This is a genomic window from Staphylococcus sp. FSL K6-0223 (assembly GCF_038008285.1).
Map to the genome: position 1 here is coordinate 1,006,963 of NZ_JBBOYX010000002.1, position 12,788 is coordinate 1,019,750.

Consider the following 12,788-nt stretch of genomic DNA (forward strand, 5'->3'; position numbering starts at 1 on the left):
TTGATAATCAGAAATTAATTATAAAACTTAATACGTACTTTGGATTTAATACTTAATTATCAAAATGATATATTGTCGCTTTCCGACAATTCAATATTTACTGGTTATTTTTATTTCCTTTAATGTTCCATTGGCTCAGTGTTTGATAACTATTTATTCATTTTATAAAATTCATTATTTATAATTCAATGTAAGCTAGTTCGTAATAAAGTTTAGTACTAACTCATACTTTAAAGTTGTTAACTTTTTATTAAGAAATTATGATGTTTGTAATCATATTGTAACAATAATACATAGTTCAATTTATAAATATATAGTAATGTGTTACAAATATCAAGTAAAAACACGATATAAAAGTATGTTATTGTCACTAATACAAATAAATCAAATAGTTGTGCGACTCAAAGATTTTATAAAACAATATCTAATTATAATTATTTATCCCACTCATTTCATCATACTTTAGTACTAGCTAATAAAAAAACTTTAATTTATCCTCTTCAACTAGCTATTTCATCATTTCAAGTTGCATACGATACTCAATCCCATGAAACAGCTGGTTTAACCAGTTACTATACTTAATCAAATTCTTCTCCGCTGTTTCAATATCTATAAATTGGAATTTTAATTTAGACCCTTGAGGTTTTTGAGCTAACTTTGTTAAATGATAACTTGCTATTGTTCCAATTTGAGGATAACTTCCTAATGTATAGTGATCATTTAATAAGACGATAGGTGTACCATCTCTTTTAACTTGTATTGTTCCTTTTTTAACTGATTGATGTGCCGGCATATCATCATAATAGGCTTTGATTTTCTGACCATCTAATAACATTCCTACTCTATTCGTTTTACTAGATACTTTATAATCAGTTAACGTAAAACGTTGAATAGCATCCTTCTTAAAATCCTCGGTACCTTTGTTCTTAACTACATGAAATACGTCTGAAATGTAGTTAAAGGATAGTGCATATCCATCTATTCCCCAATCCGTTGTCCGTGTTTTAGCTAAGTTTTCAAATAATTTAATATGACGTTTAGAATAGTCACGTTTTAATTCTACTTCATCCCCGTTTTCCAATTTCCTTCCTCTAAAACCACCTATTTTAACATTGAAATCTGTAGACGTAGAATCAAGCCATCTATCTAACTTAAATCCTCCACCAATTGCTAGATATACACGTGAGGTGCGACTTGTTTCTTTAAATTTAAGTACTTCCCCTTTTTCTATCAGATATAATTTATTAGGGTATACTTTTATATTTTGAGTTTCGGCTTTGAAATTACCACCAGTTAAAGCAATCAACGCAGGTTCAGTAAAACGAATCGTTGCCATTTTATGTGTCATTTCAAGCGTAGCTTCATTTTTGTCATTGGCTACAAGTCGGTTTGCAATTTCATGAGCTAAATCATCTAAAGCCCCACCAGGTATAACGCCGTCATGTTCATAACCATCTCGCCCAAAATCTTGAAAACTACTAAATAGCCCACTATTTTCAATTATGATTGACATGTTTAAAATCTCCTAGCTCTATATCGTTTTTCTCTTTCGCTTTGAAAGTTACATTGTCCCCTAATTTAAATAACGTAAAATCTTCTTGATTAGGAAAGAATAATTTAAGTGGTGTATATCCTATAACCAACCAATCGTTATACGTATCAGTAGTTACAATTCCACATTTTTTCCCCTCAAGAATTACTGAACCAGCTGGGATAAATTTTTTGTGTTTACTCGTATGATTAACATGTAACTTTTTATGCATACCCGTTAAATATGGAAATCCAGGAGAATATCCCATCATTGAAACAAAGTAGTTCGCACCGGTATGTAATTGTATAAAGTCCGATAATTTAAGTTTAAGATGCTTCAATAATTCAGGGAGGTCTGGACCAAATTCATCACCATATACGATGGGTACCTCAATAAGTTGTTGTTCGCCTTCATGGTGGTTAATTTCCATTTGTATTGAATCAATTAAAGCTTTCATATATAAAAATGGTGATTGAATATTGTGATGTTTAATCATGTCTCTAGCATCATAGCAAATCATCAAATCAGATTCTGTAGGTACAATTTCAGTAATAAATGGATATGCTTTATCAATTAAATATGATCTTAATGCTAATAAATCCTCTGTAAGGTTTTGAGATACATCTTTTTCAATAGATACAACAATAGCTTGGTCGCCTTGACTGTATATTTTCATATTTCCACCTCATACAAATTAGTAATGATAAAACACATTCATTAAATCAATGACATGCGGCATCAACGATTTTATTAAAAGATAAACCAATAGACATGCACATAGGCTAGTTATCGTTGCACAAATTCGTGCGTAAAGCATTTTATTTTGCGATAACAATTTTTGAACAATATATTTATTTAAAATTGTGAGCACAACTAAGATAACTAACCATAAAATTGTCATAGGCTACCTCTTCTTTTAAATATTCAAATTTCTTTCATATTAATTTTATAGATAAATTTTGACATCGGCAACCTCTCGTAGACTATTGATTAAATAGACATTAATTTGTTTTCTTTGTAATTTCTTTCTAAAATCATCTATATCTATATTCTTCGTTTTTAATTTACCTTGATCAATAAGTGATTGACGCATACAGCCTCGTAGAAAGTCATCGTTATAACATGGTGTGTACCATTCATTTCCTTCCTCGATCATAATGTTGCCAATGTCAAATTCCAAAATTTTACCATTTTCATCATATAAAAGTATTAAATCTGTTTCATGACTATGTTCTAGATAATGACGTTCAGAAGTTTTATTAACGATAATCGATTCTTTTATTAGATGAGATCTTTGAACTATTTTTGCTGTAAAAAATGTCTTATCTGCTAAAGGTGCGAGTACATAATTTAATTGCCCATTTTGTTCTAAAGTTAACTTCAAACGATATTTGCCATTTGGATATGTCGTCTTTATTATTTGAGTTAACTCATACCATTGCTGTTGATCAAAATTAAATTTTAACTCTTTGCTTGATTCTGTAATTCTTTTTAAATGATAAACTTCTCTATATATACAACCATCTTCAAGTTTCATTGTTTCAAATAATTGCATCTTACAAATTCTCCAAGATTTTAGTTTTGTCGTGAAATTCTTGAACTTCATTTTCAGGGATAGAATCAATAGTAATACCAGCGCCAACGCCATAGATTGCACTTTGATTTCTATATTCAATCGTACGTATTGGAATATTAAAAATCATACGTCCTTCTGGTAGTAACATACCTATCGTTCCACAATATATTGAGCGAGGGGATGATTCTAATTGTTCAATATATTTCATGGTACTTAATTTAGGTGCGCCTGTAATTGATCCACAAGGAAATAAAGCAGTTAAAATATTTATGAGCTTCATATCTGACTCCAGCTGCCCAGTAACCATGCTCGTCATTTGAAATACTGTGTTATAACGCTCAATCATAAATGGTTTGTATACATTAACTGTGCCACTTTGTGAAATTCGAGAAATATCATTTCTTAACAAATCTACTATCATGACATTTTCGGCTCTATCTTTATCGGAATGCTTTAATTTATTATATAATGTTTCGTCTTCCTCTATAGTTCGACCTCTGGGCATAGTTCCTTTCATAGGTTTACTGACAATGACGTTGCTCTTACCTCCAAATTTTCCTTTTTGAAAGAATAACTCTGGAGAAATAGATGCTACTTTTATATCTGGTGTATCGATTAGAGCTGTATAACTACCATTTTGTTGATTATTCAGTTTGTCATATAGTGCTTTAATAGGTACCTGAATATCTGAAATTAATCGCGTAGTGTAGTTAACTTGATATGTATGGCCATCTACTATGGCTTTTTGAATGTGCTTTATTTTATTAATCATTGCTTCATCACTTTCTATGAATTTAAAATGATGCGATAAAGTATTATTTGTTTGAGCACCATCCTGACGACGATTTCTCTCTACATCTCGACCACACTTGAATGAGTATGCAGCTGCTAAAATCTTTGCTTCTCCTGTTGTATTTACACACATATACTTATTAAAATATGGAGCCGCTTCATACGCTATATAGACTGCGACATAGTAACCTTTTTGCTGTTCATTTTCAGCAAAATGAATAACATTCCCCACTTCCTCAACACTGTATGCAATCTTAGAATCTAGACATTCTTCCATCAGAATATGATAATCCGTACAACTTTCTTCATCTTCAAAATATCGGTAATTGAATTCAACATGCATATTCAACGCCTGCCTCATTTAAAAATAATTTAAGTTGGTCATGGCCATATTCACTTAAAATAGATTCTGGGTGGTATTGCACACCGTAAATGGATAAATATTGATGTTGAACTGCCATAATAACATTCTCGTCATTAGTCGCAGTGACCTTTAAAGTGTTTGGTATGTATTCTGGATCTACCATTAATGAGTGATATCTCATCACGTTAAACTCTTGAGGAAGTCCTTTGAAAATACCTTCATTGATATGGCGTAGAGTAGTGGTATGACCATGTATAGGTTTAGGGCTATGAATAATACGACCACCATAATATTCAACAATGAGTTGGAAGCCTAAACAAACGCCAAGAATTGGAATAAGTTGGTCATAATGAGAAATAATGGTTGAAAGTACCGGATAATCACTTGGTTTACCGGGCCCAGGTGAAATAATAATAGCTTTAGGACTCAACTTTTTAAGCTTTGTAATTGATACTTCATCAACTGATATAACTTTAACCTCATCAGTCGTTTGAACTTTAAGATAATCTATTAAATTATAAGTAAAAGAATCATGGTTATCTATCATTACAATCATAAGTTTGCTCCGAAAAATTAAATTTTATTATTTTATTATATTTGTCACTCTATTATCACAGAACGTGACTTGATTTTATACAGTATATCGTTTATTCTATTTTGCGTACAAAATTAATAAAAAGAGGTTCCTAGCCGAAACCCTCTATAAAAAACTAGACGAGTATTCAACTCCAATGAATGTGAGTATACATATACTTTTGGTTATATGATTAAAACTATATGTGTTCTTACATCCTCGTGTCTATCTTTTTTATAGAGATAGACTTTTTTTATGTCAAATTTTAATGATGAGGAGTAATTGCTATGACTAAAAGTACCTTAGACAAAGACAAAGCTATCGTAGTATTTAGTGGTGGTCAAGACAGTACGACTTGTTTATTTTATGCAAAAAAACATTTTAAAGAAGTAGAACTTGTCACATTTAACTATGGTCAAAGACACGATACTGAAATTGAAGTCGCTAAAAAAATTGCAAATGAACAAAATTTAAAACATCATATCTTAGATATGTCTCTTTTATCTCAACTCACACCTAATGCATTAACACAACATGATTTAGAGATTGAAGAAAATGATGATGGTATACCTAATACATTTGTTCCTGCACGTAATTTATTGTTTTTATCATTTGCCGGAGCCTTAGCTTACCAACTTAATGCTAAACACATCATCACTGGCGTATGCGAAACTGACTTTTCAGGATACCCAGATTGTAGAGACAGTTTCATTAAATCAATGAATGTGACATTGAGCCTTTCAATGGATAAAGATTTTGTCATTCACACTCCATTAATGTGGCTAGATAAAGCCCAAACATGGGAATTAAGTGATGAATTAGGTGTATTAGATTATGTACGCCATAATACATTAACGTGTTATAACGGTGTTATCGGAGATGGATGTGGAGAGTGTCCTGCTTGCAAGTTAAGAGCTCGTGGTTTACATCATTATTTAGAAAGCAAAGGAGTCGAGTAATATGTTACAACAAATCTATCCAAGTGTAGAACACCCCTACCAATTCGAATTAAATAAAGACTTTAATTTTTCTGCTGCACATTATATCCCCTGTGAAGATGCTGGTAAATGTATGAGGACACATGGTCATACGTATTTCGTAAACATAACTATAGCTGGGGATGAATTAGATCATAATGGTTTTCTTGTAAACTTTGCCGATTTGAAAAAGTTAATCCACAATCAATTCGATCATCATTTATTAAATGATTTAGAACCATTTAAAGGCAAAAATCCATCTACAGAAATTGTCGCACAAACAATTTATACTATGGTAAAAGACTACTTGAGTAAACGTGATAATCAGCCTAAATGTGTTCAAGTATTCTTACGTGAAACACCAACAAGCTATGTAGTTTATAGACCAAAGGATGCTCAGTAATTTATGGCTAAGATTCCTGTTTTAGAAGTATTTGGACCTACGATTCAAGGCGAAGGTCGTGTAATTGGCCGTAAAACGATGTTTGTGCGTACAGCTGGTTGTGATTATCGTTGTAGTTGGTGCGACTCAGCATTCACCTGGGATGGTAGTGCTAAGGAAGATATCCGTCTACTTACGGCTGAAGAAATCTATGAAGAATTACTCGAAGTAGGTGGCAACCATTTTAATCATGTCACTATCTCAGGAGGTAATCCAGCCCTAATTAAAGGAATTCAAGATTTAGTAGATTTGTTTGAAGAGAAAAATATTTATACAGCATTAGAAACACAAGGAAGTAAATTCCAACCATGGATGACTCAAATTAATGATTTAACCATTAGTCCTAAACCACCTAGTTCAATGATGAAACCAAATTTAGATATATTAGATTCAGTTATTGCTCAATGTGTACATGACACACTTAATTTAAAAGTTGTTATATTTAATGAAGAAGATTATGAATTTGCAACAATGATTCACCATCGTTACCCTTCAATTCCATTTTACCTTCAAGTGGGTAATCCCTATTTAGAAGATGAAGTCGAAAACCATACTGATAAATTATTAGAAAGATATGAAAAACTAGTAGACAGAGTGATGGAAAGTGATGAGATGAACCATGTTTATGTACTTCCACAATTACATACATTATTGTGGAGTAATAAAAAAGGAGTTTAAAATAATTAATAAGTTAAAGTTTCTTGAGTGTTATGTAATGATTAAGTTTATGTTAATTGATATAATGTTGAGATGAAGAATTATGGATAGGAGTTCAACATGATTATATTTATATTAATTAATATTGCCGTTGTCATACTCGTTACCGGTTTAGACTTATATCGGCATCAATACAAACAACTTAAGTTTAGCTCCATATTATTATCAATATCAATCAACTGTGTGATTGATATATTTGTGATTGATAAGTTTAATTTCATAACTTTATTCACTACAATTTTATTTTTAGTATGGACATTTTTACAGATATATTTAAATCACAAATTATATCCATTTTTGATAAAAGAACAAAAATTTATCGCTACTATATTTGCCATAGTCATCAGTTTAGCTCAATTTATCACTGATATTTCTAGTGAACAATCTGTATACATGTCTTTACCTTATTTAGCCCCAGCGATATTTATTATTGGCGCTGTATTACTATTTGTAGGAACCTTTAAGTTATCTGAAATCGAACACTTGTCTTTATTACGAAAAGTTAAAAGACCTATCACCACTGGTACAATTATTATTATTTTATCATTGACTTTAATGATGATTTTGACACCATTTTGGTATGTATTTGTGATTATTTACTTCCTATTCATAGCATATATTTTGTGGCAAGGTATCTTTTTTGTGAAAGGAAACTTATAATACTTATACTTTGTTAATCGTAATAAGAACTCTTAATTTCCTCACCTATTTCCAACATCTATATTTGGACTGAGATAATCATTGTTATCTCAGTCTTTTTTTACCTTCTAATCCTCCACTTTTCATTTTAATCTTTAAAATCACATTAATACTTAAATCTATAAATAATAATTATTTTGATTTAATTCTTTTTTAAATGTAGTTAATAAAAAGTTAATGGTTTATATTTGTTACTCCGATTAAACTTATCTTAAATACAAATAGAAAAGAGGAATACATCATGAATACCAAATATTTATTAGCAGTAAGCGCAATTGTGACATCCCTTACTTTAGGAGCTTGTGGAAATTCTAATTCAAATAATGAACATGCTCACGATAAAGATAAACAACAAGAAGAAAGCAAAGTTAAAACTGATAAATCAAAAAAATTATCTGGTACATTTAAATCTAAAAACGGCGAAAAGGTCGAAGGTACAGCAAAAATTGAAAATGGCAAATTGATGCTTAAAGACTATAAGTCATCTAAAGGACCAGACCTATATGTATACTTAACGAAAGATGGCAATATTAAATCAGGAAAGAAAATTTCAACAGTGGATTACAACAAATCTCAACAAACATTTAATTTAAAAAACATTGATTTAAATAAATACAACGAAGTAACAATTTATTGTGAAAAGGCTCATGTCATTTTCGGTGGCGCAAAATTAAAATAACTTAATCACATATTCATATGTTTGTATTGAGAGAAAGAGAGAGGAAAAACTATGAACAAGTTAAGTTTATTAATAATTTTTATCATTCGCGTAGGTTCTGGAATTGTCATTTTCCGGCAAGGTTTGGAGAAGTTTACAGGCGATTTCACACTTAATGGTCTAGTACCTGTCATTCGCGATAATACAGATTCTCCGCAATGGTATAAATGGTTTTTCGAAAATATTGTCTCCCATTCCACAGGTTTATTTAACTTCATTATCCCGTTAGGAGAAATGGCAATCGGTCTAGGTTTAATCTTAGGCGTTTTGGCTTATACTGCAAGTTTCTTTGGTGCCTTTGTTATGATAAATTATATCTTAGCAGATATGATTTTTACGTACCCTTTACAATTAGCATTCTTTATAATCTTATTAATGAGTCACTCACTAATTAACAAGATTTCACTTAAAGAAGTTATCACTCAATTAAGAGTACGTAACAACCGAGGTGAAGACAAGCATGACCCACTTACTAATCGTAGATGATGAGCAAGATATTGTAGATATTTGTCAGACTTATTTTGAATATGAAGGTTATCACGTAACAACGACAACAAATGGTAAAGAAGCTATCAAATTGCTGTCATCAGAAATCGATGTCATGATTTTAGATATTATGATGCCTGAAGTTTCAGGTTACGATATTGTAAAAGAAATGAAGGCGCAGCAACTTGATATTCCTTTTATTTACTTAACAGCTAAGACACAAGAACACGACACAATTTACGCTTTAACATTAGGCGCTGATGATTATGTTAAGAAACCATTTAGCCCTAGAGAACTAGTATTACGGACAAATAATTTACTTGCACGTATTAGTAAATATCAATCTAATCATCAGACCGAGCAACTTGAATTTAACGGTCTCATTTTGAAAAATCAAAGTAAAACATTAACCATAAATAGTGAAGAAATTCCTATGCGTATTAAAGAGTTTGAATTATTATGGTACCTTGCCTCTCGTGAAAATGAAGTCATTTCCAAGTCAGAACTTTTAGAAAATGTTTGGGGATATGATTACTACGAGGATGCAAATACTGTTAATGTTCATATCCATCGCATACGAGAAAAATTAGAGAAACATCATTTCATCTCATATACAATAACAACGGTATGGGGGTTAGGATATAAATTTGAAAGGAGCCGATAAGCATGTTCTCTATTCGTAGCCAAATCGCTATCGGCGTTATTTCCAGTGTACTCTTAACAACCATTATACTGGTCATTGCGTATAAACTTATGTGGTTCAATGGTCACATGACATTAAGCTTAAGCATTACGACAATGATTACAAGTTGTTTAACACTATTAATATGCAGTATCTTTATTAATCCTTTAATCCAGAAAATTAAACAATTCAACATTAAGACGAAACAGTTTGTCAACGGTGAGCATTTAATAGATGATGATACTTTCCAATCACCCAGAGAAATTAGAGAATTAAATGACTCATTCAATAAAATGGCAGATGAAATCACTAAACAAATGGACATGATTAAAAATGAACAACAGGAAAAAACTGAAATTATTCAAAATCTTGCCCATGATTTAAAGACACCACTTGCAGGAATTATTTCATATACTGAAGGTTTACGTGATGGAGTCATCCAAGAACAGCAAGAAGTACATGCAGCCTATGAGACGTTAATTAAACAGGCCAACCGTCTATCCACCTTATTTGATGATATGACACATGTGATATCACTTAACACAGGTCGTTCCTATCCATTAGAATTAATTCAATTGGATCAGTTACTTGTAAATATATTACAAACCTACGAACAACGTATTAAACTTGAACATCGATCATTGGAAGTTAATTTCTGTAGTCGTATTGATGCTTTTTATCAATATCGACCTCCTTTAGAACGTATTTTGACTAATTTATTAGATAACGCATTAAAGTTTTCTAATTATGGAAGTCGAATTGATATTATTATTTCTGAAAATGCTAATAAAGATAGCATTAATATAGCTATAAAAGATGAAGGCATTGGTATTATGCATGAACTTCAATCTCGCATCTTTGAAAGAACATTTAGAGTAGAAGATTCAAGAAATACGAAAACAGGCGGTTCGGGACTAGGATTATACATTGCCAGTGAACTTGCACAACAAATCGATGCCTCAATATCAGTAGAAAGTGAACTTAATGTGGGAACAACTATGATGCTTACATTAAAAAAGTTTAACTTTTCTTTAATAAACATGTTCTTTATAACGATCTTGTTGCTTATTAGCTTGTGTATTAGACTTAACTTGCGCACTTTCCCTACGATAAGTACTCAATTTATAATAGTCATCTCTATTTTTATATTGTGGTGTTTCAACTTTATTATGTGTTTGTTTCTGACTAGATTCATTATCAATAGGTTTAAGATTAGTCGCTTGTACAATATATTTCGGTCTATGTTTAACTTCATAGTATATACGACCGATATATTCACCTATCACGCCAATAGATATAAGTTGTATCCCCCCTAATAGGAGGATCGCAGCAATAGTTGTGAAATAACCAGGTATGTTAATACCTGAAATTAAAATATTAATAAATAAATAGACGATATATAAAATACTAATTGAGAAAGTAAACATTCCTAAATAAATCATCATACGCAATGGCTTATTATTAAATGAAATCAAACCATCAATACCATAATTTAATAGTTTTCTGAATGTCCACTTCGATTCGCCTGCTTCACGTGTCACATTTTCATAAGTGAATATCTTAGTATTATAACCTATCCACTCAAATAATCCTTTCGAAAAACGATTATACTCATCAAGTGATGTTAAGGCTTGCACCGCACGTTGGCTTAGTAATCTAAAGTCACCCACACCATCCTCAAATTGAATATCCTCTACAAAAGTATTGATCATTTTATAATAAAAACGAGACATAGATTTGCGAGCGAAGTTTTCACCTTTACGGTCTCTTTTAGCAATAACTTGATCATATCCCTCTAAATATCCTTCAACCATTTGAGGTATATATTCAGGAGGATGTTGTAAATCGCCATCAATCATCACTACAGCATCATGATCAGTGCTATTTTGATAACCAGCAATCATTGCAGCTTCTTTTCCGAAATTTCTACTAAATGATAGAAACTTAACATGGCTATCGTAAGCAGCAAGATTTTGTAAATGGTCAATCGTAGTGTCCTTGCTACCATCATCAATAAATAATAAATCGTATTCATAGTTTTTAACTGAACTATCCTTCGACATAATTTCAGTCAATTTGTCATAAGTTTTTAATACGACTTCGCCTTCGTTATAACAAGGAACGATGACTCTGACTTTCATCTGATTACATCCTTTTCTATAAATTGATTTAATAATATTTTATCAATTTCTTAATAGTATATTCTAGCCAAAACTATTTATTTACATAATCTTAACTTTAGCTCAATACTTATTCCTACCCTTTATTATAAATTAATAAATATATTTTCTTCAAAAATAATGTAAAAAATAGAACTTTTTTAAAGTTTACGCAGTCAATCATCACTATGCTTGATACTATTTCAAATCTCCAATACTCACCTCATCGGGGTCTTTACCTTGACGTGCACCTTTATTTAAACTATCAATTTCCGCAACATCTGTGAGTTCTAAGTTAAAATCCAATATATCAAAGTTTTCTTTAATTCGTTCTGGTGTCTTTGATTTAGGTATAATCATTCGATTATGTGCTAAATGCCAGCGTAAAACAATTTGAGCAGGCGTTTTATCATAACGTTTCGCTATATCTACTATTGTCGGATCATCTAATAAACCTCTATTTCTCATTAGAGGCATCCATGCAGTTACCTTAATGTCATGGTCATCACAAAATTCTTGAACGTCTTCCTGGTTGAAATAAGGATGTAATTCTATTTGGTTAACTTGAGGAACTACTTCCGTTTCCTTCATTAACTTTTCCAAATGATGCTTTTTAAAGTTACAAACTCCAATAGCTTTAATTTTACCTTCTTCATATAGTTTTTCTATGGCTTTATAAGATTCTATGTACAAACCATCTTTTTCGCATGGCCAGTGAATTAGAAATAGATCAATATAGTCTAAACCTAAGTTTTCTAAGGAGTGATTAAAATATTCAATCGTATTGTCATATCCTTGATAATCATTCCATAATTTAGATGTAATAAATAAATCTTCTCTATCTACTCCTGAATTCTGTAAAGCTTTACCTAATGCTACTTCATTTCCATAAAAATATGCAGTATCAAAAGCACGATAACCTGTTTCTATAGCAGTATTCACTACATTTTCCATATCTTCATCAGTAATTTTATAAACACCTAAACCAATTGAAGGCATTGGATATCCATTATTTAAAACTTGTGTATCATTTACCATTTATATTTCTCTCCTTTTTATCCAAACTTTTCA

Annotated in this window: 15 protein-coding genes and 1 pseudogene; 8 read left to right on the top strand and 8 right to left on the bottom strand. The window is 31.1% G+C overall.

Annotated features, from left to right (window positions below):
• Positions 1-508: 508 nt before the first annotated feature.
• The 6 genes from MHI13_RS15755 to MHI13_RS15780 are packed head-to-tail and all read right to left on the bottom strand — an operon-like array spanning position 509 to position 4,819.
• Positions 509-1,513, bottom strand: a complete 1,005-nt coding sequence (locus tag MHI13_RS15755) for a 5-oxoprolinase subunit C family protein (RefSeq protein ID WP_002433206.1) — start codon at positions 1,511-1,513, stop codon at positions 509-511.
• The gene (locus MHI13_RS15760; RefSeq protein WP_002433099.1) at positions 1,497-2,207 is read right to left on the bottom strand and encodes a 5-oxoprolinase subunit B family protein; all 711 of its coding nucleotides are present in this window, start codon (positions 2,205-2,207) and stop codon (positions 1,497-1,499) included. Before MHI13_RS15760 ends, MHI13_RS15755 begins: the two co-directional genes overlap by 17 nt.
• An 18-nt stretch (positions 2,208-2,225) precedes the next feature.
• On the bottom strand, positions 2,226-2,432 hold the full coding sequence (locus tag MHI13_RS15765) for a hypothetical protein (RefSeq protein ID WP_064210447.1): 207 nt from the start codon (positions 2,430-2,432) through the stop codon (positions 2,226-2,228).
• Between the two features lie 45 nt (positions 2,433-2,477).
• Positions 2,478-3,086, bottom strand: coding sequence for an aminotransferase class IV (locus tag MHI13_RS15770; protein WP_064210446.1), 609 nt, complete (start codon positions 3,084-3,086; stop codon positions 2,478-2,480).
• Position 3,087: 1 nt separating this feature from the next.
• A complete protein-coding gene (pabB, locus tag MHI13_RS15775; RefSeq protein ID WP_340761489.1) occupies positions 3,088-4,242 on the bottom strand; it encodes an aminodeoxychorismate synthase component I in 1,155 nt (384 codons plus the stop codon).
• Entirely contained in the window at positions 4,232-4,819 is a 588-nt protein-coding gene (locus tag MHI13_RS15780) for an anthranilate synthase component II (protein WP_064210445.1), read from the bottom strand. The genes pabB and MHI13_RS15780 overlap by 11 nt, the downstream gene beginning before the upstream one ends.
• Before the next feature lie 305 nt (positions 4,820-5,124).
• Here MHI13_RS15780 and queC point away from each other — a divergent pair, with 305 nt between their 5' ends.
• The 8 genes and pseudogenes from queC to MHI13_RS15820 all read left to right on the top strand — a co-directional run.
• Entirely contained in the window at positions 5,125-5,796 is a 672-nt protein-coding gene (queC, locus tag MHI13_RS15785; RefSeq protein ID WP_002433505.1) for a 7-cyano-7-deazaguanine synthase QueC, read from the top strand.
• Between the two features lies 1 nt (position 5,797).
• Positions 5,798-6,217, top strand: a complete 420-nt coding sequence (gene queD, locus MHI13_RS15790) for a 6-carboxytetrahydropterin synthase QueD (RefSeq protein WP_002433142.1) — start codon at positions 5,798-5,800, stop codon at positions 6,215-6,217.
• A 3-nt stretch (positions 6,218-6,220) separates the two neighbouring features.
• Complete coding sequence (queE, locus tag MHI13_RS15795; RefSeq protein WP_064210444.1) at positions 6,221-6,934, top strand: 7-carboxy-7-deazaguanine synthase QueE; 714 nt, start codon at positions 6,221-6,223, stop codon at positions 6,932-6,934.
• Positions 6,935-7,033: 99 nt separating this feature from the next.
• Positions 7,034-7,633 (top strand): hypothetical protein, encoded by a 600-nt coding sequence (locus MHI13_RS15800; RefSeq protein ID WP_002433459.1) that lies wholly within the window; start codon positions 7,034-7,036, stop codon positions 7,631-7,633.
• A 280-nt stretch (positions 7,634-7,913) separates the two neighbouring features.
• Complete coding sequence (locus MHI13_RS15805) at positions 7,914-8,351, top strand: DM13 domain-containing protein (RefSeq protein WP_030059103.1); 438 nt, start codon at positions 7,914-7,916, stop codon at positions 8,349-8,351.
• A gap of 51 nt (positions 8,352-8,402) precedes the next feature.
• The gene (locus tag MHI13_RS15810) at positions 8,403-8,876 is read left to right on the top strand and encodes a DoxX family membrane protein (RefSeq protein ID WP_002433139.1); all 474 of its coding nucleotides are present in this window, start codon (positions 8,403-8,405) and stop codon (positions 8,874-8,876) included.
• Entirely contained in the window at positions 8,851-9,540 is a 690-nt protein-coding gene (gene saeR, locus MHI13_RS15815) for a response regulator transcription factor SaeR (RefSeq protein ID WP_064210443.1), read from the top strand. The genes MHI13_RS15810 and saeR overlap by 26 nt, the downstream gene beginning before the upstream one ends.
• A gap of 2 nt (positions 9,541-9,542) precedes the next feature.
• Positions 9,543-10,589: pseudogene (locus tag MHI13_RS15820) on the top strand (sensor histidine kinase); the annotation flags it as partial.
• On the opposite strand, the gene MHI13_RS15825 reads toward MHI13_RS15820, so the two are convergent.
• Both MHI13_RS15825 and MHI13_RS15830 read right to left on the bottom strand, forming a co-directional pair.
• Positions 10,590-11,699: a glycosyltransferase family 2 protein gene (locus MHI13_RS15825; protein WP_047795964.1), complete on the bottom strand. Its 1,110-nt coding sequence runs from the start codon at positions 11,697-11,699 to the stop codon at positions 10,590-10,592.
• A gap of 216 nt (positions 11,700-11,915) precedes the next feature.
• On the bottom strand, positions 11,916-12,755 hold the full coding sequence (locus MHI13_RS15830) for an aldo/keto reductase (protein ID WP_064210442.1): 840 nt from the start codon (positions 12,753-12,755) through the stop codon (positions 11,916-11,918).
• Positions 12,756-12,788: the final 33 nt, after the last annotated feature.

What these genes read in the sequence shown, in the direction of transcription:
- MHI13_RS15755 (WP_002433206.1), bottom strand. Translation starts at nt 1,513, where the DNA reads ATGTCAATCATAATTGAAAATAGTGGGCTATTTAGTAGTTTTCAAGAT.
- MHI13_RS15760 (WP_002433099.1), bottom strand. Translation starts at nt 2,207, where the DNA reads ATGAAAATATACAGTCAAGGCGACCAAGCTATTGTTGTATCTATTGAA.
- MHI13_RS15765 (WP_064210447.1), bottom strand. Translation starts at nt 2,432, where the DNA reads ATGACAATTTTATGGTTAGTTATCTTAGTTGTGCTCACAATTTTAAAT.
- MHI13_RS15770 (WP_064210446.1), bottom strand. Translation starts at nt 3,086, where the DNA reads ATGCAATTATTTGAAACAATGAAACTTGAAGATGGTTGTATATATAGA.
- pabB (WP_340761489.1), bottom strand. Translation starts at nt 4,242, where the DNA reads ATGCATGTTGAATTCAATTACCGATATTTTGAAGATGAAGAAAGTTGT.
- MHI13_RS15780 (WP_064210445.1), bottom strand. Translation starts at nt 4,819, where the DNA reads ATGATTGTAATGATAGATAACCATGATTCTTTTACTTATAATTTAATA.
- queC (WP_002433505.1), top strand. Translation starts at nt 5,125, where the DNA reads ATGACTAAAAGTACCTTAGACAAAGACAAAGCTATCGTAGTATTTAGT.
- queD (WP_002433142.1), top strand. Translation starts at nt 5,798, where the DNA reads ATGTTACAACAAATCTATCCAAGTGTAGAACACCCCTACCAATTCGAA.
- queE (WP_064210444.1), top strand. Translation starts at nt 6,221, where the DNA reads ATGGCTAAGATTCCTGTTTTAGAAGTATTTGGACCTACGATTCAAGGC.
- MHI13_RS15800 (WP_002433459.1), top strand. Translation starts at nt 7,034, where the DNA reads ATGATTATATTTATATTAATTAATATTGCCGTTGTCATACTCGTTACC.
- MHI13_RS15805 (WP_030059103.1), top strand. Translation starts at nt 7,914, where the DNA reads ATGAATACCAAATATTTATTAGCAGTAAGCGCAATTGTGACATCCCTT.
- MHI13_RS15810 (WP_002433139.1), top strand. Translation starts at nt 8,403, where the DNA reads ATGAACAAGTTAAGTTTATTAATAATTTTTATCATTCGCGTAGGTTCT.
- saeR (WP_064210443.1), top strand. Translation starts at nt 8,851, where the DNA reads ATGACCCACTTACTAATCGTAGATGATGAGCAAGATATTGTAGATATT.
- MHI13_RS15825 (WP_047795964.1), bottom strand. Translation starts at nt 11,699, where the DNA reads ATGAAAGTCAGAGTCATCGTTCCTTGTTATAACGAAGGCGAAGTCGTA.
- MHI13_RS15830 (WP_064210442.1), bottom strand. Translation starts at nt 12,755, where the DNA reads ATGGTAAATGATACACAAGTTTTAAATAATGGATATCCAATGCCTTCA.